22 protein-coding genes and 1 pseudogene are annotated in these 22,155 nt (G+C 60.7%); 20 read left to right on the top strand and 3 right to left on the bottom strand.

Annotated elements, in window-relative coordinates; translation table 11 throughout:
- Positions 1-619 (top strand): annotated as a pseudogene (locus NKI05_RS18750) (transposase); the annotation flags it as partial.
- Positions 620-1,074: 455 nt separating this feature from the next.
- Here NKI05_RS18750 and NKI05_RS18745 read toward each other — a convergent pair.
- Positions 1,075-1,464: a hypothetical protein gene (locus NKI05_RS18745; RefSeq protein WP_352792876.1), complete on the bottom strand. Its 390-nt coding sequence runs from the start codon at positions 1,462-1,464 to the stop codon at positions 1,075-1,077.
- A gap of 300 nt (positions 1,465-1,764) precedes the next feature.
- Between NKI05_RS18745 and NKI05_RS18740 the strand changes: the two genes are divergently transcribed.
- The 4 genes from NKI05_RS18740 to queE are packed head-to-tail and all read left to right on the top strand — an operon-like array spanning position 1,765 to position 3,811.
- On the top strand, positions 1,765-2,010 hold the full coding sequence (locus NKI05_RS18740) for a hypothetical protein (RefSeq protein WP_352559082.1): 246 nt from the start codon (positions 1,765-1,767) through the stop codon (positions 2,008-2,010).
- Positions 2,011-2,025: 15 nt separating this feature from the next.
- A complete protein-coding gene (gene queC / locus NKI05_RS18735; RefSeq protein WP_352515443.1) occupies positions 2,026-2,724 on the top strand; it encodes a 7-cyano-7-deazaguanine synthase QueC in 699 nt (232 codons plus the stop codon).
- The gene (gene queD / locus NKI05_RS18730) at positions 2,724-3,080 is read left to right on the top strand and encodes a 6-carboxytetrahydropterin synthase QueD (RefSeq protein WP_023673552.1); all 357 of its coding nucleotides are present in this window, start codon (positions 2,724-2,726) and stop codon (positions 3,078-3,080) included. Before queC ends, queD begins: the two co-directional genes overlap by 1 nt.
- The gene (queE, locus tag NKI05_RS18725) at positions 3,077-3,811 is read left to right on the top strand and encodes a 7-carboxy-7-deazaguanine synthase QueE (RefSeq protein ID WP_023713158.1); all 735 of its coding nucleotides are present in this window, start codon (positions 3,077-3,079) and stop codon (positions 3,809-3,811) included. Before queD ends, queE begins: the two co-directional genes overlap by 4 nt.
- 236 nt (positions 3,812-4,047) lie before the next feature.
- On the opposite strand, the gene hemN is transcribed toward queE, so the two are convergent.
- A complete protein-coding gene (hemN, locus tag NKI05_RS18720) occupies positions 4,048-5,397 on the bottom strand; it encodes an oxygen-independent coproporphyrinogen III oxidase (protein WP_352792873.1) in 1,350 nt (449 codons plus the stop codon).
- Positions 5,398-5,549: 152 nt separating this feature from the next.
- Here hemN and NKI05_RS18715 point away from each other — a divergent pair, with 152 nt between their 5' ends.
- The 13 genes from NKI05_RS18715 (at position 5,550) to NKI05_RS18655 (ending at position 19,717) form a co-directional block, all read left to right on the top strand.
- Positions 5,550-6,296 carry a Crp/Fnr family transcriptional regulator gene (locus NKI05_RS18715; RefSeq protein ID WP_023708062.1) on the top strand — a complete coding sequence of 249 codons (747 nt, stop codon included), beginning with the start codon at positions 5,550-5,552 and terminating at the stop codon, positions 6,294-6,296.
- A 553-nt stretch (positions 6,297-6,849) separates the two neighbouring features.
- Positions 6,850-8,460 (top strand): cytochrome-c oxidase, cbb3-type subunit I, encoded by a 1,611-nt coding sequence (gene ccoN, locus NKI05_RS18710; RefSeq protein WP_352792871.1) that lies wholly within the window; start codon positions 6,850-6,852, stop codon positions 8,458-8,460.
- An 11-nt stretch (positions 8,461-8,471) separates the two neighbouring features.
- Positions 8,472-9,203, top strand: a complete 732-nt coding sequence (ccoO, locus tag NKI05_RS18705) for a cytochrome-c oxidase, cbb3-type subunit II (protein ID WP_023716338.1) — start codon at positions 8,472-8,474, stop codon at positions 9,201-9,203.
- An 11-nt stretch (positions 9,204-9,214) separates the two neighbouring features.
- The gene (locus NKI05_RS18700; RefSeq protein WP_023690689.1) at positions 9,215-9,364 is read left to right on the top strand and encodes a CcoQ/FixQ family Cbb3-type cytochrome c oxidase assembly chaperone; all 150 of its coding nucleotides are present in this window, start codon (positions 9,215-9,217) and stop codon (positions 9,362-9,364) included.
- Positions 9,365-9,366: 2 nt separating this feature from the next.
- Positions 9,367-10,230, top strand: coding sequence for a cytochrome-c oxidase, cbb3-type subunit III (ccoP, locus tag NKI05_RS18695; protein WP_352792869.1), 864 nt, complete (start codon positions 9,367-9,369; stop codon positions 10,228-10,230).
- A 128-nt stretch (positions 10,231-10,358) separates the two neighbouring features.
- A complete protein-coding gene (gene ccoG, locus NKI05_RS18690; protein WP_352792867.1) occupies positions 10,359-11,918 on the top strand; it encodes a cytochrome c oxidase accessory protein CcoG in 1,560 nt (519 codons plus the stop codon).
- Positions 11,915-12,412, top strand: coding sequence for a FixH family protein (locus tag NKI05_RS18685; protein WP_352792865.1), 498 nt, complete (start codon positions 11,915-11,917; stop codon positions 12,410-12,412). Before ccoG ends, NKI05_RS18685 begins: the two co-directional genes overlap by 4 nt.
- A complete protein-coding gene (locus NKI05_RS18680) occupies positions 12,409-14,697 on the top strand; it encodes a cation-translocating P-type ATPase (protein ID WP_352792863.1) in 2,289 nt (762 codons plus the stop codon). The genes NKI05_RS18685 and NKI05_RS18680 overlap by 4 nt, the downstream gene beginning before the upstream one ends.
- Positions 14,694-14,864, top strand: a complete 171-nt coding sequence (gene ccoS / locus NKI05_RS18675) for a cbb3-type cytochrome oxidase assembly protein CcoS (protein ID WP_352792861.1) — start codon at positions 14,694-14,696, stop codon at positions 14,862-14,864. Before NKI05_RS18680 ends, ccoS (NKI05_RS18675) begins: the two co-directional genes overlap by 4 nt.
- Positions 14,865-14,930: 66 nt before the next feature.
- The gene (locus NKI05_RS18670; protein WP_352792859.1) at positions 14,931-15,698 is read left to right on the top strand and encodes a CBS domain-containing protein; all 768 of its coding nucleotides are present in this window, start codon (positions 14,931-14,933) and stop codon (positions 15,696-15,698) included.
- A gap of 84 nt (positions 15,699-15,782) precedes the next feature.
- The gene (ccoS, locus tag NKI05_RS18665) at positions 15,783-15,914 is read left to right on the top strand and encodes a cbb3-type cytochrome oxidase assembly protein CcoS (protein ID WP_081740647.1); all 132 of its coding nucleotides are present in this window, start codon (positions 15,783-15,785) and stop codon (positions 15,912-15,914) included.
- 417 nt (positions 15,915-16,331) lie between these two features.
- Positions 16,332-17,513: a 5-demethoxyubiquinol-8 5-hydroxylase UbiM gene (gene ubiM / locus NKI05_RS18660; RefSeq protein ID WP_352792857.1), complete on the top strand. Its 1,182-nt coding sequence runs from the start codon at positions 16,332-16,334 to the stop codon at positions 17,511-17,513.
- 293 nt (positions 17,514-17,806) lie between these two features.
- On the top strand, positions 17,807-19,717 hold the full coding sequence (locus tag NKI05_RS18655) for a putative bifunctional diguanylate cyclase/phosphodiesterase (protein WP_352792855.1): 1,911 nt from the start codon (positions 17,807-17,809) through the stop codon (positions 19,715-19,717).
- A 94-nt stretch (positions 19,718-19,811) separates the two neighbouring features.
- Here NKI05_RS18655 and NKI05_RS18650 read toward each other — a convergent pair whose 3' ends face one another.
- Positions 19,812-20,093 carry a DNA -binding domain-containing protein gene (locus tag NKI05_RS18650; protein WP_081731646.1) on the bottom strand — a complete coding sequence of 94 codons (282 nt, stop codon included), beginning with the start codon at positions 20,091-20,093 and terminating at the stop codon, positions 19,812-19,814.
- A 104-nt stretch (positions 20,094-20,197) separates the two neighbouring features.
- Here NKI05_RS18650 and NKI05_RS18645 point away from each other — a divergent pair, with 104 nt between their 5' ends.
- Positions 20,198-20,431 (top strand): helix-turn-helix domain-containing protein, encoded by a 234-nt coding sequence (locus NKI05_RS18645; RefSeq protein WP_023708050.1) that lies wholly within the window; start codon positions 20,198-20,200, stop codon positions 20,429-20,431.
- 539 nt (positions 20,432-20,970) lie between these two features.
- The gene (locus NKI05_RS18640) at positions 20,971-21,933 is read left to right on the top strand and encodes an ArdC family protein (RefSeq protein ID WP_023697813.1); all 963 of its coding nucleotides are present in this window, start codon (positions 20,971-20,973) and stop codon (positions 21,931-21,933) included.
- The last annotated feature ends 222 nt before the right edge of the window (positions 21,934-22,155 follow it).

The raw sequence follows: 22,155 nt of genomic DNA, 5'->3' as shown, positions 1-22,155 counted from the left end.
GACTGGTGCCGCGCCAACGATGTCGACTTCATCTTTGGCCTCGCGCCCACCACGACCCTGCGCAAGCATGTCGCGGATCTGGAGGCCAGCACGACTGCGCGCTTCGAAGCGTCGACCAAGACAGGCAAGGTCCGCAGGTTCAAGAGAAGTTCGTTGACGGCGCCGCTAGTTGGAGCCGCGTCGAGCGCATCATCGCGCGGGTCGAGGTCGGCGCCCACGGTGGCGATATCCGCTTCGTCGTCACCAACGTTGCCGGTGGGAAGGCGAAGGCGCTCTACGAGGATGTCTACTGCCGGCGCGGCGCGGCCGAGAACCACATCAAGTCGTTGAAGGCGCATCTTGCCGCCGACCGCACATCCTGCACCAGAGCGACGGCCAACCAGTTCCGGCTATTCTTGCATGCCGGTGCTTACTGGTTGATGTGGGGCTTGCGCGCCGCGATGCCGAGGCTCTCGAGCTTTGCCGTCGCCCAATTCGACACGCTGCGATTGCGCCTCATCAAAATCGCTGCGCGGGTGGTCGAGATGAAATCGCAAATCCGCCTGCACCTGCCGACATTCTGCCCCGGCCAGCGTATTCTGCGCATCGTCCCGATCGCATCCCCCAACTCGCGACATAAAGATGGGGCGCAGACGCCCCGAACCGAACCGCCGACCGGAACCTGCGAACCCCCGCCTGCCATCACGCCGGAGCAATCCCGGCGCATGACGAGGCGCGTGGAAAAGCACCGCAACGGCGACCACAGCGTCGCTTCAGGCCGTCAAAGCTTATCGCCGTGCATCAAGGCGGCTAGATGGCAACGAGGCTTATGCCGCCCGAGCATCGCAGCTAAGTATGCATGAGGGGTCGTCCCTTCAAAATACTTGATACATTTGCGTTGCGTAGCTCCTTGCATGCGCTCGATGCCAGGAGGAGACCTCTGTTCTAAACGCTCGCATCGATGCAAAGCCGTTGACACCACCATCGCGGCGACCGCTTTGCCGCGGCCGCCGCAGCCCTTTTCGAGCATGACGATCATGCCGGCGCCATCGCAGTGATGCACTTGCAAATTCAGAGATGCATTCTGGCCAAATGCTAGGTGGCCAGCATATGTCCGGCGTCCCGCAACGCCGCTACGAAGAGACGGGCATTGCCGTTGGCATCCATCTTGGCCTGCATCGACAGGGGCATCCTGTGCCAGCTCTCCAAGGCCGCAATGTAATGTGAGAACATACCGTTAACGATGCAATAGTGGGTAACTAGGCCGTGTCCGTCTAACGCCAGCACGCCGAACTGGCCGCCGTGATATCGGATGGCTGCGACCCGCTGGACCTGCGCGTCACCGTCGATCCGCACGTCGAAAAGCAGGCTGCCGCGGCTCCTGGTGGCTATCTCGGCGGCTTTTTCAGCGAAGCTCAACGAGAGCGAGCGGACGCTTTCGACTGCCATCTGTAAAACCATCAAGTTCAGTTCATCCACTGCCATAAGGTACCTGTGCGCAAGACATGGGTGATTGCAATCGACCACACCGCTTGTTCACAGATGTCGGCTCACGACCGGTTATTCAGGGTTCGCCGGTCATCCATCGAGGGCGCGCTCATCAAAATGATCCTGAAGTGGAATGCGCTGCATCTACGAAACGCGAGGAGCAGGCCAGCCAAAGCTGTCGCGACAATTGACCTCATAATCCATCCCGATATCTGCATTTCGGCATCGCTGAACATCCCTGGCAAGTGAGCTGTTTGCGGCAAGCCCATCTCGGCTTTCTACCCCGAAACCGTTGCAATGGCGTCGCTCGGCGCTCGGGACCGCCAGGCTCTGCTCGTCGAGAACTTTGTCCCCGAGAAGCGTTCGACTTTGAGCATTCCGCTGAAGGGTGACGTCTCGCCAGTCCGTGTCCTTGCAGCTCACCGCGAGGGCTTTTTGCGCATCGCACGCAAGCGCACGAACTGGTCTCCGTTCACTTCACAAAATGGTTTTCCTGAAGTACTGGAGCGCAGAGAAATCTCCGGTCGCAGCCTACCCGGTTAAAACAAGGACCCAACGATGAAGACTCTCGTCGTCTGCTCCGGCGGATTGGATTCCGTTACTCTTGCCCACAAGGTGGCAGCGGAGCACCAGCTTACCGGCCTGCTATCGTTCGATTACGGCCAACGGCATAGGAAGGAATTGGGCTTCGCCACCCTCTGCGCGGAGCGCCTGAGTGTCCCGCAGCGAATCATCGATATCCACGAGATCGGCGGCGGCCTTTCCGGCTCCGCGCTGACCGACAATGTGGACGTGCCCGACGGGCACTATGCCGAAGACACTATGAAGATAACGGTGGTGCCCAACCGGAACGCCATCATGTTGGCCATTGCCTTCGGCCTCGCCGCAGCGCAAGACGCTGACGCAGTGGCGACGGCCGTGCATGGTGGGGATCACGTTGTCTATCCCGATTGCCGTCCGGCCTTCATCGACGCTTTCCAGATGATGCAGGACCACGCGCTCGACGGCTACGCGCAGATTCGCCTTTATGCACCCTATGTGAACCTGACGAAGGCGGACATTGTTACGGATGGAGCCACATACGGCACGCCGTTTGCGCAGACCTGGTCCTGTTACAAGGGCGCCGAGCGTCATTGCGGGAGGTGCGGGACCTGCGTCGAGCGGCGTGAGGCGTTTCACATCGCTGGGCACCCGGACCCAACCGAGTATGAGGACTCCGACTTCTGGCTCGGAGCGTTGCGAAGGACCACCGCGTAATGTTCCGCATCACCAAGGAATTCCACTTCTCAGCCTCGCATCAGCTCACCTCATTGCCACCCGATCACCAATGCGCGCGCCTGCACGGACATAACTACATCGTCGAAGTGGAGCTTTCAGCGGATGGACTGGACGATCACGGCTTCGTGCGCGACTACCACGACTTGGCGCCATTCAAACGCTACATCGACGAGAGCTTCGACCACCGGCATCTCAACGACGTGCTGGGACACGAGCAAGTCACGGCGGAATATCTGGCCAGACATTTCTACGACTGGTGCAAGGCACGCCTGAGCGAAACCGCGGCCGTGCGGGTGAGCGAAACGCCGAAAACCTGGGCGGAATACCGGCCATGACGAATACTCATCCCGCAATCCGCGTTAGCGAGATTTTCGGGCCGACGATCCAGGGCGAGGGCGTGCTCATAGGTTTGCCGACGATCTTCGTCAGAACCGGCGGGTGTGACTATCGCTGTTCCTGGTGCGACAGCCTCCATGCTGTGGACAATCAATTCCGCCATGAATGGGAGATGATGTCCGTTGGCGCGGTGTGGAAAAATGTGCTTGCCCTTTCCGGTGGCCGCCCGCTGATGGTGTCGCTATCAGGCGGCAATCCGGCCATCCAGCCGCTCGGCGCGCTCATCGACCGGGGCCATGGTGACGGTTACCGTTTTGCGCTGGAAACCCAAGGGTCGCTTGCCAGGGACTGGTTTGCGCAGCTTGACGTGCTGATCCTCAGCCCAAAGCCGCCGTCAAGCCAAATGACGACAGATTGGGCCGCTGTCGAGGCGTGCCTCCAGGCGGCACAAGGCAAGCCCCAAGTCGTGCTCAAGCTCATTGTTTTCGACGAAAGGGACTACACCTACGCGAAAGACGCCGCTGCGCAATTTCCGCAACTTCCGATCTATCTGCAGCCCGGCAATCACACGCCGCCACACCCCACAAATGATGACGCGCCTGTCGACCTTGACGGAATATTGAAGCGCATGGAGTGGCTGGTTGACAGCGTGACCCGCGACAGATGGTTCGAGGCCCGCGTGCTACCGCAGCTGCACGTTGTGCTCTGGGGTAACAAGAGAGCCGTCTAGCCCAGGCCCTTTCCACTGGAACTGCGCCGGCAGAATTCGGGTGAACGGGTGGTTCAGGTCGAAGGGAGCTGTCGCCGACAACCATGATCCGACAGGCAGGGCTCGAGCGGACGATATCGTCGCTGCGCCAAGACGCGTCTGGTCCGCTCAGAATCTTGTCTCGATAGACGGTCGCCGATCAACAAACGTACCGCGGTCCATGATCGACTGAGAGGCATGACCATTCCTCTGAGTGCTCAGACTGCCGCCGAGTGCCTGGCCGTTCCAGCTTCGAAATATTTGTCGAACCTGGCCGCGATGCTTCGGACGAAAGGGCGACTTTCAGCCGGCACAACGAATCTGTCGCCATCAAGTTCAAGCAATCGAACCGGATCGTGGAGGGCCATGGAACTTGACTGAAGGAGGAGCCTCTGGCCGGCCTCGCCGAAGCGTTCCACCAGATCGATGGCCGAGAAGGCGAAGTCGCACATCAAACGTTCGATGATCCAGCCGCGAACGCGGTCGTCGTTGGAAAGTGCGATACCCCGAACAGCGGCCAGCCCGCCGTCATCCACCGTGCATCGATATTCGCTGGTCGAAAGCATGTTCTGCGCATAGCCCTGCCGAAACTGGCTGATGGACGATGGGCCTAACCCAATCAAGGTTTCGCAACAATCGTCGGTGTAACCCTGAAAGTTCCGGTGCAGTGTTCCGGCGCGGGCGGCAAGGGCCAGGGCATCGCCGGGTTTGGCGAAATGGTCGAGGCCGATTGCTTCGTACCCTTGGTCCACGATCGCCCGCGCCGCCAGTTGCGATTGAGCAAATCTCTCCGCGGGACCGGGCAGCCATGCCTCGTCGATCATCGTCTGGTGTTTCTTGAACCACGGCACATGGGCGTAGCCAAAAAGCGCTATCCTGTCCGGCTCCAGGGTCAGTGCCTGCGCGACCGTTGAGGAAACGCTCGCCCTGGTTTGGTGCGGCAGGCCGTAGAGCAGGTCTAGATTGACGGATTCGACGCCGCGCGAACGAACACCGTCGACTACCGCTTTGGTCTGCAAAAAGCTCTGCTCGCGGTTGATTGCCTTCTGAACCTTCGGATCGAAGTCCTGGACGCCGAGGCTCGCACGGGTCATGCCGATTTCGGCAAGCGCATCGAGGCGGGCATCGTCCATATCGTTGGGTTCGATTTCAACGCTGATCGTGGCGCCGGGAAGAAAGCCGAAGCTGTTGCGCAGGGCGGTTCCCAGCGCCACCATATCTTCGGGTTTGAGCATGGTCGGCGAACCGCCACCGAAATGGACGGCACGGACGCGACCCTTGCCTGCGACAAGACTGGCGACGGTGGCGATCTCGGCATGCAGTGAGCGCAGATATGTGGTCACCGGTTCGTAATGGCGTGTCTGCTTGGTATGGCAGGCACAGAACCAGCAAAGCTTGTCGCAGTAAGGGATGTGCAGATAGAGCGAGATCTCGTCACCACCGCCGAGCGCTTGCAGCCAGCCACGACAAACGGCAGCATCAACGCCTGGATTGAAATGCGGCGCGGTCGGGTAGCTCGTGTAGCGCGGGACGTTCTCGCCAAATCTGGCAACTAGCTTTTGTCGCATGTCGTGGTCCACCGTGTTTGCGTCGCCCGAACTGTGGATGCTTGGATGAGCCTAAGCCCTGATTTCGATCAACCTTCAGCACGGACAAACTGCCGCAAGGATTTTTCTACCGTGGATGCTATCCTGCCCGCACGGACCGGTAGAGCGATCGAATGACATTACGGCAGGATATTCACAGTTCCGGCATCCCCGTTCTTTGCCTGTCTTGCGAGGCACGGCGCCGCGGTGTCTGTGGCGCGCTAGAGCCAGACCATTTGGCTCAGCTCGCCAAGACGTCGTCGCGGCACAATATCGAGCCGGGGGTCGAACTGATCGGCGACGCCGAGGCGGTCGACTGTTATTCGAACGTGCTTTCAGGCGTGGTGAAGCTCACGAAGAGCCTGTCAGATGGACGCCAACAGATTGTCGGCCTGCAGTTCGCCCCGGATTTTCTGGGTCGGCCCTTCAAGATGAAAAGTGCGATCAATGCGGAAGCGGCAACAGCTGTCTCGCTATGCTCGTTTCCCAGAGCGGCCATCGAACGGATGATGAAGCAGTCACCCGAATTTGTGCATCGCCTGCTCAAGCAGGCGCTGAACGAACTTGACGAGGCACGCGAATGGATGGTGACTCTGGGGCGCAAGACCGCACCAGAAAAGGTGGCGAGCTTTCTCCTCATGATTGCCCGGAACATCGACTCCAATGTTGACCCGACGGCTAGCTCGACGTGCTTCGAGCTGCCGATGACGCGTGCCGACATTTCTGATTTCCTTGGAATCACAAACGAGACCGTGAGCCGTCAGCTGACCAGCCTGAGAATGGACGGCGTGATTCGGATCGAGAACAACCGCCGCGTCACCGTGGACAGCATGAGCCGGCTGGAACGGCGCTGCGGCGGCCGAGGCGCTACAGCCGTTTGAATGACGCAGAAGCTGCATGGCCCCCGTCACTTACTTCATTCGGGGCAGGGCATGCTCGCGTTGGGCTCAGAAGAAGTCGCGTAGCGACAGCCCGTTCTCCATCCGATCGTATGCGCCAGTTGCCTTTCGGCTCGTCGGCGAAGCATCCACACTTGGCCGAAGTCAATACGCCTCATCCGCAGGGGAAAATCGCCGTCTCCCCAAGCCATGAATGTCACGACGGCAGCGTAACGCTGGCGCTGGCCGTTCCAATGCATTGAACGCGGGGTTCGGTAAGGCGTCGACCTGCTTTCCAGCGTCGCAGAAGGTGCGCTCCCCCACACGCCCGCGGTCGCCTCCGCACCCGGGGCCCGACCGGGACGCCAGGCCCCATCCATAAACGGGCGGCCGGTGGTGCGCTTCCACATTCGATCGTCGCAGTCTGATCGCACCGAACTCGATGCTGCTCGAGCAAAATGGTGCGGCTCTGACATGGATCAGGGCGAGCAGGCGACGGCTGCGCAATAAGGCACCGCGGTTTGGCATCCGCCGGAATTGGAAATCGGGGTTTGCGATGAAATTCGGCAAAGAAATCGTGCTTCTAAGCCTGTTCGCATTCGCGGCTTTGGTGGCGGCTGGCACTGGGGTGGATGAACCCTTTCGCCAGCACATGTGGGTCTTGTTCTTCGCCTTGGCTGGCTTCACTGCGATCCTACTGCGTAACACTGAGTTCAAGCCTGCCGCTCCGATCGACCCGTCCGCTTACATGGACGGGCCAATCCGCTATGGCGCAATCGCCACCATGTTCTGGGGTGTCATCGGCATGCTTGTCGGCGTGGCCATCGCGCTGCAGCTTGCCTATCCCGATCTCAACATCCAGCCCTGGTTCAACTTCGGCCGCTTGCGGCCTCTGCACACCTCGGGCGTCGTCTTTGCCTTCGGCGGCAACGCGCTGCTTTGCACGTCTCTCTATGTCGTCCAACGCACATGCCGCGCTCGGCTGTTCGGTGGCGATCTCGCCTGGTTCGTGTTCTGGGGCTACCAGCTCTTCATTGTCATGGCCGCGACCGGTTATCTGCTCGGCATCACCGAGAGCCGCGAATATGCGGAACCCGAATGGTATGTCGACATCTGGCTGACCATCGTCTGGGTCGCCTACCTGATCCTGTTTCTGGGCACCATCCTGAAGCGCAAGGAACCGCACATCTACGTCGCCAACTGGTTCTACCTTTCCTTCATCGTGACCATCGCGATGCTGCATGTGATCAACAACCTCTCGATGCCGGCCTCCTTCCTCGGATCCAAGAGCTATTCCGCATTTTCCGGAGTCCAGGACGCCCTGACGCAGTGGTGGTACGGCCACAATGCGGTCGGGTTCTTCCTCACCGCCGGCTTCCTCGGCATGATGTACTATTTCGTGCCCAAGCAGGCCAACCGGCCGGTCTATTCCTACCGCCTCTCGATCGTCCATTTCTGGGCAATCATCTTCCTCTACATCTGGGCCGGGCCGCATCACCTGCACTACACCGCCCTGCCCGACTGGGCGCAGACGCTTGGCATGGTGTTCTCGATCATGCTGTGGATGCCGTCATGGGGCGGCATGATCAACGGCCTGATGACGCTGTCGGGCGCCTGGGACAAGCTGCGCACCGATCCCATCATCCGCATGATGGTGATGGCCATCGCCTTCTACGGCATGTCGACCTTCGAAGGCCCGATGATGTCGATCAAGACGGTCAACTCGCTGTCGCATTATACCGACTGGACCATTGGCCACGTCCATTCCGGCGCACTCGGCTGGGTCGGCATGATCTCGTTTGGCGCAATCTACTTCATGGTGCCGAGACTCTGGAACCGTGAACGCCTCTATTCGCTCAGGCTCGTCACCTGGCATTTCTGGCTGGCGACGCTCGGCATCGTTGTCTACGCTGCGGTGATGTGGGTGTCCGGCATCATGCAGGGCCTGATGTGGCGCGAATACGACGAACAGGGCTTCCTGGTCTACTCCTTCGCCGAAACCGTGGCAGCCATGCACCCCTACTATGTCATGCGTGCCATCGGCGGAGCCATGTACCTCTTCGGCACCCTGATCATGGCCTGGAACATCGCCATGACCATCCTCGGCTACCGGCGCGAGCAGGATCCGATGCCGCGCTCCACCCCCGCCCTCCAGCTTGCGCGATGATGAGACAGAAAATGAGGTTGATGAACAGACACGCGGTCATCGAGAAGAACGCTACACTTCTCCTCCTCGGGTCGCTGCTGGTCGTGACAATCGGCGGCATCGTCGAGATCGCGCCGCTCTTCTATCTCGATAATACGATCGAGAAGGTGGAAGGCATGCGCCCCTACTCGCCGCTCGAACTTGCCGGGCGAAACATCTATGTCCGCGAGGGCTGCTACCTCTGCCACAGCCAGATGATCAGGCCGTTCCGTGACGAGGTCGAGCGCTACGGCCACTACAGCCTGGCGGCTGAGTCGATATACGACCACCCCTTCCAGTGGGGATCGAAGCGCACCGGACCGGATCTCGCCCGCGTTGGCGACCGGTATTCCAACCTGTGGCACGTGGATCACCTGACAGATCCACGGTCCGTGGTGCCGGAATCGATCATGCCGAGCTATGCCTTCCTGAAGGACAAGCCGATCGCGGTGAAGGACTTCTCGACGCATCTGGTCGCCAACAGGCGCGTCGGCGTCCCTTACTCCGACGACATGATCGCCAACGCCAATGCCGATTTGATGGCGCAGGCTGATCCCAACGCCGACACATCCGGCCTCGAGGCCCGCTACCCCAAGGCCAAGATCGGCGACTTCGACGGCAACCCGCAGCAAGTCACCGAAATGGACGCGCTGGTTTCTTATCTCCAGATGCTGGGCACGCTGGTCGATTTCAAGAACTACGATGAGACCGCCGGCTACCGCTGAGGACAATGGCCATGACGTACAATTTCATGCGGGAGTTTGCAGACAGCTGGGGCCTACTTGCCATGGCTCTTTTCTTCATCGGATCCGTTGCCTTTGCAGTTCGTCCCGGAAGCCGCAGGCAAGCCGGCGAAGCAGCTCAAATTCCTCTGAAGGAGGACTGATCATGAGCAGCGATCACATCGACGAGGTTTCCGGCATCTCAACCACCGGTCATGAGTGGGACGGCATCCGGGAGCTCAACAACCCGCTTCCGCGCTGGTGGATCTGGACGTTCTACATCACCATAGTCTGGGCGATCGGCTACACCATCGCCTATCCGGCATGGCCTCTGCTGCACACGGCAACCAAGGGGGTGCTCGGCTACTCCAGCCGCAACGATGTCGGGAACGAGTTGTCCAAGGCTGAAGCAGCCAAGGGCAAATATGTCGCCGCGATAGAAGCGAAAAGTGTTTCGGAGATCGCGGCGGACGACACGCTGCGCGAATTCGCCGTCGCCGCCGGCGGTGCCGCGTTCAAGCTCAATTGCGTCCAGTGCCATGGCTCCGGCGCCCAGGGCTCCAAGGGCTTCCCCAACCTCAACGACGACGACTGGCTGTGGGGCGGCAAGGCGGACCAGATCCAGCAGACGGTTACACATGGCATTCGCTTCGCCTCCGATCCGGATACGCGCCTGTCCGAAATGCCGGCCTTTGGCGACATCATCACTGCCGATCAGATCAAACAGGTCAGCGCCTATATTGCCAGCCTGTCCCAAACCGTCAGCGATCAGGTGTTGGTGGCGCCCGGCGCCAAGGTCTTTGCCGAAAACTGCGTGGCCTGTCATGGCGACAATGCAAAGGGCAACAAGGAACTCGGCGCTCCTGATCTGACCGACGCCATCTGGCTCTACGGATCGGGCGAAGCCGCCATCGCCGCCCAGGTAACCGCACCGAAACAGGGCGTGATGCCGGCTTGGGGCGCGCGCCTCGGCGAGATCAAGGTCAAGGAACTGGCGGTCTACATCCATTCGCTTGGCGGCGGAGAATAGGAAAGCAGCCTATTCTCGTCCTCCCCCTCCCGCCAAGCGACGAGGCCCGGCGCAAGCCGGGCCTCGGCATCATCCAGAACCGATGAGTCGGCTTCCGGCGAAATCGTCGCTGGTGACTGGAGCTTCTCGTGCTCGATAACACGCAAATAGAACGGATCGAACCCACGACGGTCAACTCCGCCAAGGTGCGCCAGCCAATGTATGCCGCGCGCAGGAAGATCTTCCCGAAGCGGGCCTCGGGCAGCTTTCGCCGATTCAAATGGATCGTGATGGCGATCACGCTCGGCATCTACTATCTGACGCCGTGGCTGCGCTGGGACCGCGGTCCGTTTGCCCCCGACCAGGCGGTGCTGCTTGATGTCGCCAACCGGCGCTTCTATTTCTTCTTCATCGAGATATGGCCCCAGGAATTCTACTATGTCGCCGGCCTTCTGGTCATGGCCGGCGTCGGTCTTTTCCTGATCACATCGACTGTTGGCCGTGCCTGGTGTGGCTACACATGCCCACAGACCGTATGGGTCGATCTGTTCCTGGTCCTCGAGCGCGCGATCGAGGGCGACCGCAACGCACGCATCAAGCTCGATGCCGGTCCCTGGACCACTCGTAAGCTTGTGCTGCGGGCATCGAAACACGTCATCTGGCTGGTCATAGCCGCAGCGACTGGTGGCGCATGGATCTTCTATTTCGCCGATGCGCCGACGCTGCTCGGCGAACTCTTCACCGGCACGGCAGCGCCTGTCGCTTACATCACCGTCGCGGTTCTGACGGCGACGACCTACACGTTTGGCGGGCTGATGCGCGAACAGGTCTGCACCTATATGTGCGCTTGGCCGCGCATCCAGGCAGCCATGCTCGACGAGAGCTCGCTCACCGTCACCTACAATGACTGGCGCGGCGAACCGCGCACCCGTCACGCCAAGAAGGTTCTTGCCGCAGGGCATCCCGTCGGCGATTGCGTCGACTGCAATGCCTGTGTCGCCGTCTGTCCGATGGGGATCGACATACGCGACGGTCAGCAACTCGAATGCATCACCTGCGCGCTCTGCATCGATGCCTGTGACGGCGTCATGGACAAGCTCGGCAAAGCGCGAGGACTGATCTCCTACTCGACGCTCTCCGACTACAACGCCAACATGATCCTGGCCACCGCCGGCGGCGCCAGCTCGGTCAATCCATCACTGGTCAGGACGGATGACGGCCTGTTTTCGGACAGGGTGGCGCATTTCCAGGTCCGCAAGATCTTTCGGCCACGCACCTATGTCTACATGGCGATGTGGTCGCTGATCGGGCTGGGCCTGCTCTTTTCGCTGCTGACGCGCGACCGGCTCGAAATCAATGTCCTACACGACCGCAACCCGCAATTCGTGACGCTCTCGGACGGCTCGATCCGCAATGGCTACACCGTCAAGCTTTTGAATATGATCCCCGAGCCAAGAACGATCGTCGTCACCGTTGGAGGCTTGGCGGGCGCAGAAATGAGCATCGTTGGCGTCGACTTGCCGGCCGCCCGCTCCTTCGCGGTCCAGGTTGAGCCGGACCGGCTGAAGATGCTGAAAATTTTCGTGCGCGTGCCTGCCGATCAGATCCACGGCGAAGCGCAGACCTTCACACTCCATGTCGAGGACAAAGCGAGTTTCGAGTCGAACGAATACACCGCCACCTTCAACGCACCGGAGACCGCCAGATGAACGCCACCACCCGAAAACCCGGCGAATTCACCGGCAGGCACATGTTGGCCATCATCCTTGCGTTTTTCGGTGTGGTCATCGCGGTCAATCTGACGATGGCGACGCTTGCCAACACAAGCTGGACCGGCCTTGTCGTCGAAAACACCTATGTGGCCAGCCAGCAGTTCAACAAGAAGGCCGAGGAAGGCCGTGCGCAGGCAGCGCTTGGCTGGACCGGCCAGTTGACCATCGCATGGGACGAAGTCCGCTATGGCATCATCGACGCCGCGGGCAAACCGGTTTCCCTGCATGGCGTGAAGGTGCTGTTTCACCATCCGGCTTCCGAGAAAGAGGATGAGTCCGTCACGCTCGCCCTGGTCTCTGGCCAGGAGTTTGCAGCACAACACGTGCCAAGGGATGGAGTGTGGATTGTCGAAATCGACGCCGATGCCGGCCTGGCAAGACCTTATCGCGACGTGCGCAGGGTCATGATTTCCAATGGAGCGCTAAAATGAGCTGCTGTGCACCGGGCGCGGAAGTCGCGCTGGATCTTGTCAGCGCCACTTCAGTTCTGCCGTCCAGCCAGGAGGTCAGGCTGGCCAGCCGATCGCTTGGCGACGACTTTCATCAGACCGACCTTTCGGTGCCGACCGTTCATTGCGGCGCCTGCATCCAGACGATCGAGACGGCCTTGGGAAAACTCGGTCACGTCGAGGCAGCTCGCGTGAACCTGTCAACCAAGCGGGTCTCAGTCCGCTGGCGCGGCGACGAGGCTCCACCATTGGTCGCTGTGCTCGGCCGGCTCGGCTATCAGGCGCATTTGTTCGAAACCGTGATTGATGCAAAGGACAAGATGCTTTCGGAGCTTATCCGCGCCGTCGCTGTTGCCGGCTTTGCTGCGGGCAACATCATGCTGCTCTCGGTGTCGGTCTGGTCCGGCGCCGAGGGCGCCACCCGCGACCTGTTCCACTGGGTCTCGGCCCTGATCGCCATTCCTGCGCTGGCCTTCGCCGGCGGCATCTTCTTCAAGTCGGCGTGGAATGCGCTGCGCCACGGCCGCATGAACATGGACGTGCCGATCGCCGTCGGCGTGTCGCTGGCCTACGCCATGAGCCTCTATGAGACGATCACCCACGGCGACCACGCCTATTTCGACGCGTCGGTATCGCTGCTGTTCTTCCTCCTGATCGGTCGCACGCTCGATCACGTGATGCGGGAACGCGCCCACACCGCTGTGAAGAGCCTGTCACAATTGGCCGCGCGCGGCGCCATGGTGCTGCGCGGCGATGGCGCTCGGGACTATCTGCCGGTGGCCGAGATCGAACCGGGCATGCTGTTGTTGATCGCCGCCGGCGAAAGAATCCCTGTCGATGGCAAAATTGTGCGCGGGACATCGGACGTCGACTGCTCCCTGGTCTCCGGCGAGAGCACGCCCAGTAGCGTGGCGCCGGAAGACACCGTGCAGGCCGGCGTCCTCAACCTCACCGGTCCGCTGACGATTGAGGTGACAGCGGCCGCCAAGGATTCGTTCCTGGCGGAAATGGTTCGGTTGATGGAGGCCGCCGAAGGTGGTCGCGCCCGGTATCGCCGTATCGCCGACCGCGTGTCGGCACTCTACGCGCCCGTGGTTCATCTCACCGCCTTGGCAACCTTCCTGGGCTGGATGGCGGTGACTGGCGACTGGCACCGGGCGATGACGATCGCAATCGCTGTTCTCATCATCACATGCCCGTGCGCGCTTGGCCTCGCCGTTCCAATCGTTCAGGTGGTGGCCGCGCGGCGCCTGTTCGAAAATGGCATCATGGTCAAGGACGGCTCGGCCATGGAGCGCCTGGCGACGATCGATACAGCCGTGTTCGACAAGACCGGGACGCTCACGCTTGGGAAGCCACGGCTCGTCAACGCAGCTTCGATTGATCCCGCCATGCTGGCAATCGCTGCCGACTTGGCCGCGCATTCGCGTCATCCATATTCAAAGGCCATTGCCAGCTTTTCCGTCAGCAGCAGCCAGCACAAATTCGGCGCGGTGACCGAGCACCCGGGTTTCGGGATCGAAGCCACAGCCGCCGGTAGCATCTGGCGGCTGGGTAGACGCGGATGGGCTGGCTGGAAGGCTCGAACCGGCGGCGAAGGCAAACATGGCTACGGCGGAACAGTCCTGACGAAAAACGGCATGATTGTCGCATCCTTCGTTTTCGAGGATGCGCTGCGCCTCGACACCAGGGCAGCGATCGATCAACTGCGCAACGCTGGTATGTGCGTGGAAATGCTGTCGGGCGATACCGCGAAAGGCTGCGCCGAGGTTGCGGACGTGCTTGGTGTCGACGACTTCGTTCCCTGCCTGCTGCCGTCCGGCAAGGTTGAACGCATCGAGAGCCTGGCGAGAGACGGGCACAAGGTTCTGATGGTTGGCGACGGGCTCAACGACACGCCGGCGCTGAGCGCTGCGCATGTCTCGATCGCACCCGCCACCGCCGCCGACATTGGCCGCAATGCAGCCGACTTCGTTTTTCTGCGCGAAAGCCTCTTGGCGATCCCGCTGGCGCTGGACGTGTCGGGCAAGGCGGGAAGCCTGATCCGACAGAACATAACAATTGCTATCGTTTACAATGCTGTGGCCGTGCCGGTCGCCATTCTGGGTCATGTTACGCCTCTCATCGCGGCGGTCGCGATGTCTGCCTCGTCATTGCTTGTGATTGGAAATGCGATGCGTCTGCAAGGCTTCGCAACGGGTGCGTCGTCCGAAACTGCGCGGCAGGACAGGCCCGCGCGGGCCGGCGCCTTGGCCCGATCCTCATGACGACGCTCGCCTATCTCATTCCGGTGGCGCTGTTCCTTGGCGCACTCGGCCTGTCCGGCTTCCTGTGGGCGTTGAGAAGCGGCCAATACGACGATCTCGATGGCGCGGCGGAGCGCATTCTCATCGACAGCGACGACGGCGCGGAGAATGCCACTCGTTCCAAGTGACTCAGATCAACGCGCCGCGGGTCGGGATGTCCTATCGTCGTCCGACGAAAGATCAGGAGGGTGAGGATGCAAGCCGAATCCATAATGACAAAGCCAGTCATCACGACGGATGCGAACGCGACGATCGCCGAAGCGGTCGAGCTCATGCTTTCAAACAAGGTCAGCTGCCTGCCGGTAGCAGACAGCGACGGCACCCTGATTGGCATTGTAAGCAAAAGCGACTTCTTGCGCCGAGAAGAACTTGGGACCCAGCGTGTGCGTCCGCGCTGGCTGGAGTTTGATCTTGGCCCGGGCACAGTCGCCGAAGACTATGCGCGCTCGAACGGACGGATCATCCATCAGGTGATGACCACACCCGTCATCTCGGCGCCTCCTGGCGCCTCGATTGCAGATATTGTCGACCTGATGATGCAACATCGCATCAACAATGTTCCGATTGTCGATCGGGAAAGGGTCGTCGGCATCATCACGCGAACTGATTTGCTGCTTGTCCTGATCCGCGCCATGCCGAAACAGGGCACCAGGCCACCCGATGACGACCTGATCCGCAAGGCCGTACTTGCCGAACTGCACGGACAATCGTGGAGCGGTGGTGACTTGATTGATGTTAGGGTCAGCGACGGCCTCGTCGAACTGACGGGGGCGATTGTCGACGAGCGTCAACGGAAAGCCGCGATCGTTGCGGCTGAGAAGGTTGCCGGCGTCGGGCAAGTCAAGGACGGCCTCCTCCTCAGAACGGATCCGTTCGTTGACGGTTTCATAGCTGCGAAAAAAGCGGGGACGCGGAGCAGAGTCCCTTTGGTTCTGCTCCCTTCCCACATCACTTGGACATGAGGCCGTCGGCGAGTTCCTTCGGCGTCTAGCGCCCGTCATGGGCGGAGAGCACGCTGTCGGCAGCAAGACGCCCGTCCTGACGGAATGCGATGGCCGCTGCCTGTTTTGGTGGGGCTTGGACCGGCGCTTCCTGTGGATCTGAAGAGCGGCCAATACGAAGATCTCGACGGCTCCGCCCAGCGGATCCTTATCGATCGGGAAGAGCCGCGAGGCTGAACCGGTTGGCGGCCCCCAACGACTGGGCGGATGCTGGTCGTCAGTCGACCGAGTCTTTGCTGGATTGCCTCGTCATGATGATATCGGCGCGCGTGCGAAGAACGGATCAGCCGGCAATACGTTGCCGAACCTTTGGCCAGGAGGGGCACGCGATTGGGAAGCCGACCATTCAGAATGCCTAGACATGCAAACGTTTTCACGGCAATCGACCACTCGACCGTGAACCCGCCGTTGCCGGGTTATCGAGCCTGGTTGATCCAGATCAGCGTTATCTCTTCGTCGGCGTGGTTTCATTGACCAGGCTTCCAACGGAGAACGCATGTCTATCGACGATGGGGAGATGAGCGGCAAACCGTGGGTGATTGCGATGCTTCAAGAGCGCTTCGTATCGCAGATAGCCGCTATGGCGGCACGCTGATGGCCGGCTCTGTCGACACATTCGACATCATTGTCGTCGGAGCTGGGCCGGTCGGACTTGCCTTCGCAGCATCGCTCGCCCTGAGCCGACTCAAGGTGGCAGTGGTTGAACGGCAGTCGCTCGACAGCCTGGCGAATCCGGCTTTCGACGGTCGCGAGATCGCGCTGACCCACGCATCGGTGAGAATCCTTCGCGAGCTCGGCGCCTGGGACGCCATCCCCGCATCTGAGAAATCACCGCTTCATGGCGCGCGCGTGCTCAACGGATCGAGCCCTTTCGCCCTGTGCTTCGATACTCGCAGCGGATCTGGGGAACCACTCGGATTTCTGGTCCCAAATTGTCGGATTCGCGATGCCCTGTTCAAAATTGTCTACTTCCAGGATCATGCCCGGCTGCTGTGCGGCAACTCGGTCGTGAATGCAACAAATAGCGACGACGAGGCGGTCATAACGCTTTCTGATGGCAGGCAATTGGCCGCTCGGCTGCTCGTAGCAGCGGATTCGCGTTTGTCCGCAATGCGCGACCTGCTCGGCATTGGCGCCAACATCCATCCGCTTGGCCACTCCATGCTGATTTGCCGAGTGAGGCACGAGCGCTTCCATCACCAGATCGCGGTCGAATGGTTCGACCACCATCAGACCATAGCGATGTTGCCGCTCATGGAAGGCGTGTCGTCGCTGCTTCTGACTTTGCGCTCAATCGAGGCCGATAGACTGTCTGTTCTCGATGACGAATTGTTCCTCATCGAATTGATGAACCGGTGTCGAGGACGCCTCGGGCAGATGACCCTGGCAAGCACCCGCCATGCCTATCCGCTGGTCACGACCTGGGCGCACAAGTTCTCGGCACCGAGTGCGGCACTGATAGGAGACGCTGCCATCGGCATGCACCCGGTGACCGCGCATGGCTTCAACATCGGCCTCAGCGGCCAGAAGCAACTCGCTCATAAAATACTGACAGCATGTCGCGCCCGCCGCGACATTGCCGATCCCGACATGCTCGGCAGATACGAAAGCCGGCTGCGGCTGTCGGCGGCGCCGCTCTATCATGCCACCAACATGCTTGTCGGTCTTTACTCAAGCGAGCACCCGGCGGCACGGCTTGCAAGACATGCTGGGCTCCGCTTTGCCCAACATCTTCCCTTTGTCCGCCATGGCATTTCGGCCATGCTCAGGCGGTGAATCGCACAGAGCGCTACCGCTCTGGAGCGCTGTCTCGGCGCGGCTTCTTTGTCTTGCTGGCTCGCAGCGCCGCGGGCAAGGCTGCTTCCTGGTGACGTTGCCGATCATGGCATGATTCGGATCAAGGCACGCGCGCGGGCGAAACCTTGATGATTCGGCAATGCTAAGCCAAAGGTGTGACCCGAAGCATGGTGAGCGCACTGGTTACCCTCGCTGGGTAGTTAACCCGTCCTTCAGTGGGCTTGCATAGGTTTGGTCCTCGCGAACAATGACGGAAGCAAGCTGGTCCATTCATGGCACCCCTAAAGAAAGAAGAATCGCTGGAGGCCAAAATCCGTCAGGATCAGCTTGCTGACCTGAGGGCCGGGCTCTTCGTGTCGATGCCGATAAGCGCGATCCTGTCAGGCCTGATTTGCGGGGTGCAGGCCCTTTCTGGCGGCGGCTTCGCCGCTGCAAGCTGGTTCCTGGTCGTCAATGCGCTAAATGCCGCCCGGCTTGCACTCGCCCGTTTTCAGCTAAAGGAAACGGGGCGCCATCAGGATTTGCTTGGCGTTTTGCCGCGCCTTCGCATGTTTGGCGTCCTTGCCCTTCTGGCAGGGTTTGCCTGGTCCTTCCCGGCCGTGCTGACTGTTGGATACACAACACCTCAAGCACCGATGCATCTGGTCATACTGGCGGGCATTTCAGCTGGTGCGGTTACATATGGCAGTTCGTATGCCGCGGCGGCGACCAGCTTCATCACACCTCCACTCCTCATCACGGTGGCGTGCCTTTTGGCGAAAGGCAATTTTGAACGCTACATTCTGGCTTTCACCGTTCTGCTCTTCATGGGCGGCTTGGTCCGAGCTTCGTTTGTTGGGCAGGCGCGCTTCCGCGAAGCAAGCCGCCTGAGACATGAGGCAGAGCGACTTGCGTCGGAAATGGAGCGCAACTCCAGGGAGGACCATTTGACCGCCCTTCTCAACAGGCGGGGCCTTGAACACGCCATCGGTCGGTTCAAGACCGCGGATGGCCCCTTCGTGGCAATGCTGATTGATCTGGACGGCTTTAAATCTGTCAACGACACCTACGGTCACAGGACCGGTGATGAACTGCTTGTCATGATCGCCCGCCGCATAGAGCAGGAAGCACCGGCAGGCTCAACGCTAGCTCGTATCGGCGGCGATGAATTCGTGCTCGTTTTTCCCTCAACGAGAGCTTCGCTTTCTGCCAGTGATCTCGCCTCCAATATCATAGCCAAAATTGCTCGCCCCTATATCGGGGTCGCGTCCGTGCGCGTCGGGGCATCGATAGGGATATACTTGGCGCAGACGTCGAGCCTGACTGAAATGCTGTTGCGGGCCGATATCGCCCTTTATACGGCCAAGCGCCATGGCAGGAACGAATTTTGCCTGTTCGATGCCGAACTCGACCGGGAACTCCAACGCCGCCAGTCCATCGAACGGGACCTTCATTCGGCGATAAAGACGGGAAGATTGCAACCTTGGTTCCAGCCGATCGTGAAACTCGACACCGAGGCCGTGGTCGGTTTTGAAGCCTTGCTGAGATGGTCCCATCCGACACATGGTGCCATCTCTCCACCCGAAATCATCACAGCCGCACGCGAAACCGGAATGCTTCAGCTGCTGACGCAAACCGTATTCGCCGACTGTTGTGCTTTTATCGACGGCTTGGTGAAAGCTGACTGTCGTAACATTCGTGTGGCGATGAATGTTTCCCCGCGCGAACTGGAAGCCGGCGATATCGACGACATGGTTCTGGATGGTCTGGCCGCAAGAGGCCTGCCTGCGACGATGTTCGAAATCGAGATTACCGAAGAATCGCCGGTGGATCCGGACAGAGTGGATGAAAAGCTCGGACGGCTTTCGCATGCCGGTATTTCCATCGCGCTCGACGACTTCGGCACCGGCTTTTCTACCTTGGCATCTCTCAAGGACCGTCGGATACGCAAGGTGAAAATAGACCAAGGCTTCATTCGCGGCTTGGCCAAGTCCCGAGAGGACCGACTGCTTGTCAAATCGGTCATCGAACTCGGTGACATGCTCGGGATCGAGGTCATGGCCGAGGGCGTCGAAACAGAGGCGGATCGGCAAACCCTGCACAAGCTTGGTTGCCGAACCGCTCAAGGCTTCCTCTTCTCCAAGGCTGTGCCTTTGATGCAAGCACTGGAAATGGCAGTCAAACAGTACGCGAACCAGTTGTGACCGCTCCCGCAGCGCCCGCTGTCGCGGCCGTGCGCTGCCGAATTTGGCTACAGAGACTTGCCTACTCGAAACACGTGGCATTGGGCGCTGTGCATCAGCCGGCGAACAGTTCCTTGTAGCCGGTCGTCACCATCCAGTTCGCACGGTCGATATGGCTGCGAAGAGCTTTGCGGGCGCGGACCGGGTCAATGGACGGGTCGATGCCGAGGATGCGCTCGGCCATCTCCTTTTCGCTGGCATTCTCGGCGCAGGCATCCAGGATCCGCAGGTAGATCGTGAAATGCTCCCTGTCGTAGCTCGTGAGGTTCTCCGACCAGGGGACTTCATCGCTCAAACTTGAGCTTCGAGTCTCATCTGTTCCCATTGGTCCATTCATGCCTGCGAACCTCGCCTGTGAGCGCAGGCAGTATATCCCAAAATGGGATAATCCGAAACCGGGATTAGTCGCTGATCCGGTCTTTACCCGACCGGTTCGCCTCCATGCCCAAATCCCTTCGATCGCCCCGCCACCAGCGGTTCCTGGCCCGGCTGGTTTTGCTGCGCAAGGCCAAAGGCCTGACCCAGAAGCAGCTGGCTGACAAGCTTGGTCGTCCCCAATCCTTCGTGGCCAAGTACGAGGGCGCAGAGCGGCGTCTCGATGTCATCGAGTTTCTCGACATAACTGCGGCCCTTGACGCTGATCCGTGCGAGATTCTCTCCAGCCTCCGGTCCTAGCGGGCGCGCCGCATCTATCATGATCACGGACAGGAATATTGAGTGGGACAACGCCTCAATTTGTTGAAAGGCGAGCGCTGGTTTTCGGAGGAAGCCGCGTGCACGGCGCCGATGCCTTTTGGTTCTCGACGTAACTGCGGCGCCTGACCATGTGCGAAAAAACTTGGCGGGCGCCCGCGCGCCTGACGACGCGCACCAGGTGCTCGTGAACCGAGCCCGCTTTTCTTCGGCAAGCTCAGGCGGTCTCGGCCATTCGGCTTCGCCCCTTGGCGTGGGCAGCCCTTCGGGCTGTGACGGCCGCCGCCCTTGCGGGCGGCGCGGTTTGTCTGTTGGCCTTTCCCGGTGGCGCGGGGCGGGCGGCACTCCCTTCTAGACCCGCCGCGGCAGCCCGCAACCCTTCGCGTGCCGCTCAGGGTCCTCCTCTTCGTTCCGGTCCTTCGGATGCGGTCCGCCTACGACGGCGGGCCTTTCCGGTCGCGACTCGCCGCCCACCCCGCTTCCGGGGAAAGGCGCGGCGATTGGCGAGCGGAGGATAACACATGCGTGCAAACAGCAAGCGTACCACCAGCGGAGAGGCTGGCGCAGGCAAGGGCAGGCGCCCAGGCGCAAGCCTCTATCAGGAGATCACCGACCGCATCATTGCCGAGCTGGAGCGCGGCACCGTGCCATGGGTCAAGCCATGGGGCAGCGCAAAAGCAGGCCTCGGCCTGCCGAGGAATGCGTCCACGGGGCGCACCTATTCCGGCATCAATATCCTCATCCTGTGGGGCGCCGTCATCGAGCGCAGCTATCCCAGCCAGAATTGGCTGACCTTCCGGCAGGCGCTTGCCCTGGGCGGCAATGTCAGGAAGGGCGAGCGCGGCACGACGATCGTGCATGCCGACCGCTTTGTCCCAAAGAACGAGAAGGAGCGCGCACGCCACGAGGGCGATGCACCACAGGCCGTGCCTTTTCTGAAGCGCTTTACCGTCTTCAATGTCGCGCAATGCGACAATCTTCCGGAACACCTCCATGCCCCTGCCGAGCCGCTGCCACAGTGCGAGATCGTGCCGCAGGCCGAGACGCTCATTCTCGCCAGCGGTGCGGATTTCAGGGTCGGCGGCGATCGCGCTTTCTACATGCCGTGCAGCGACCACATTCAGGTGCCGCCGCAGCCAGCGTTCCATCAGCAGATCGACTATTACCGGACCTGCTTTCACGAGCTAGGCCACTGGACCGGCCACCCGACGCGGCTTGCTCGCGACCTCTCCGGCTCGTTCGGCTCCAAGGCCTACGCGCGTGAAGAATTGGTCGCCGAAATCACTGCCGCCTTCGTCTGCAGCAATCTCGGCATCGAGCCGACCGTGCGTCACGCCGATTACATCGGCTCATGGCTGAAGGTGCTGCGCGAGGACAACCGCGCTATATTCCGTGCCGCCAGCCTAGCTTCGAAGGCCGCTGATTTCCTGTTTGGCCTTCCGGCCGATGCGGAAGGCGAGGCGCAAGAAGGGATTGCGGCATGACGATGCGCGATCCTCAACTGACCGCGACCGAGCCGACGCCGCAAAGGAGCAGACGCTCATTCCCGGCGTCCAGCCGATCACCACGCGGGCAAACCCTCCTGATGGACGCGCCGATGTGTCCGCGCGCGGCGCAAAGCTGCTCGAGGTCGGTCTCTAATGGGGAGGCGGATCAGAGGAAGGTCCGGTGAACCTTTCTCCCGCCGGACGCAAGAAGTCAACGCG

The organism is Mesorhizobium sp. M0771, assembly GCF_040320155.1.
Taxonomy (GTDB): Bacteria; Pseudomonadota; Alphaproteobacteria; order Rhizobiales; family Rhizobiaceae; genus Mesorhizobium.
The sequence above is the reverse complement of the archived record's forward strand: the minus strand, read 5'-3'. Positions and strand labels throughout refer to the sequence as shown.

Coding starts and splice junctions, on each gene's coding strand:
- NKI05_RS18745 (WP_352792876.1), bottom strand. CDS start 1,464: ATGGCAGTGGATGAACTGAACTTGATGGTTTTACAGATGGCAGTCGAA.
- NKI05_RS18740 (WP_352559082.1), top strand. CDS start 1,765: ATGGCGTCGCTCGGCGCTCGGGACCGCCAGGCTCTGCTCGTCGAGAAC.
- queC (WP_352515443.1), top strand. CDS start 2,026: ATGAAGACTCTCGTCGTCTGCTCCGGCGGATTGGATTCCGTTACTCTT.
- queD (WP_023673552.1), top strand. CDS start 2,724: ATGTTCCGCATCACCAAGGAATTCCACTTCTCAGCCTCGCATCAGCTC.
- queE (WP_023713158.1), top strand. CDS start 3,077: ATGACGAATACTCATCCCGCAATCCGCGTTAGCGAGATTTTCGGGCCG.
- hemN (WP_352792873.1), bottom strand. CDS start 5,397: ATGCGACAAAAGCTAGTTGCCAGATTTGGCGAGAACGTCCCGCGCTAC.
- NKI05_RS18715 (WP_023708062.1), top strand. CDS start 5,550: ATGACATTACGGCAGGATATTCACAGTTCCGGCATCCCCGTTCTTTGC.
- ccoN (WP_352792871.1), top strand. CDS start 6,850: ATGAAATTCGGCAAAGAAATCGTGCTTCTAAGCCTGTTCGCATTCGCG.
- ccoO (WP_023716338.1), top strand. CDS start 8,472: ATGAGGTTGATGAACAGACACGCGGTCATCGAGAAGAACGCTACACTT.
- NKI05_RS18700 (WP_023690689.1), top strand. CDS start 9,215: ATGACGTACAATTTCATGCGGGAGTTTGCAGACAGCTGGGGCCTACTT.
- ccoP (WP_352792869.1), top strand. CDS start 9,367: ATGAGCAGCGATCACATCGACGAGGTTTCCGGCATCTCAACCACCGGT.
- NKI05_RS18685 (WP_352792865.1), top strand. CDS start 11,915: ATGAACGCCACCACCCGAAAACCCGGCGAATTCACCGGCAGGCACATG.
- NKI05_RS18680 (WP_352792863.1), top strand. CDS start 12,409: ATGAGCTGCTGTGCACCGGGCGCGGAAGTCGCGCTGGATCTTGTCAGC.
- ccoS (WP_352792861.1), top strand. CDS start 14,694: ATGACGACGCTCGCCTATCTCATTCCGGTGGCGCTGTTCCTTGGCGCA.
- NKI05_RS18670 (WP_352792859.1), top strand. CDS start 14,931: ATGCAAGCCGAATCCATAATGACAAAGCCAGTCATCACGACGGATGCG.
- ccoS (WP_081740647.1), top strand. CDS start 15,783: ATGCGATGGCCGCTGCCTGTTTTGGTGGGGCTTGGACCGGCGCTTCCT.
- ubiM (WP_352792857.1), top strand. CDS start 16,332: ATGGCCGGCTCTGTCGACACATTCGACATCATTGTCGTCGGAGCTGGG.
- NKI05_RS18655 (WP_352792855.1), top strand. CDS start 17,807: ATGGCACCCCTAAAGAAAGAAGAATCGCTGGAGGCCAAAATCCGTCAG.
- NKI05_RS18650 (WP_081731646.1), bottom strand. CDS start 20,093: ATGAATGGACCAATGGGAACAGATGAGACTCGAAGCTCAAGTTTGAGC.
- NKI05_RS18645 (WP_023708050.1), top strand. CDS start 20,198: ATGCCCAAATCCCTTCGATCGCCCCGCCACCAGCGGTTCCTGGCCCGG.
- NKI05_RS18640 (WP_023697813.1), top strand. CDS start 20,971: ATGCGTGCAAACAGCAAGCGTACCACCAGCGGAGAGGCTGGCGCAGGC.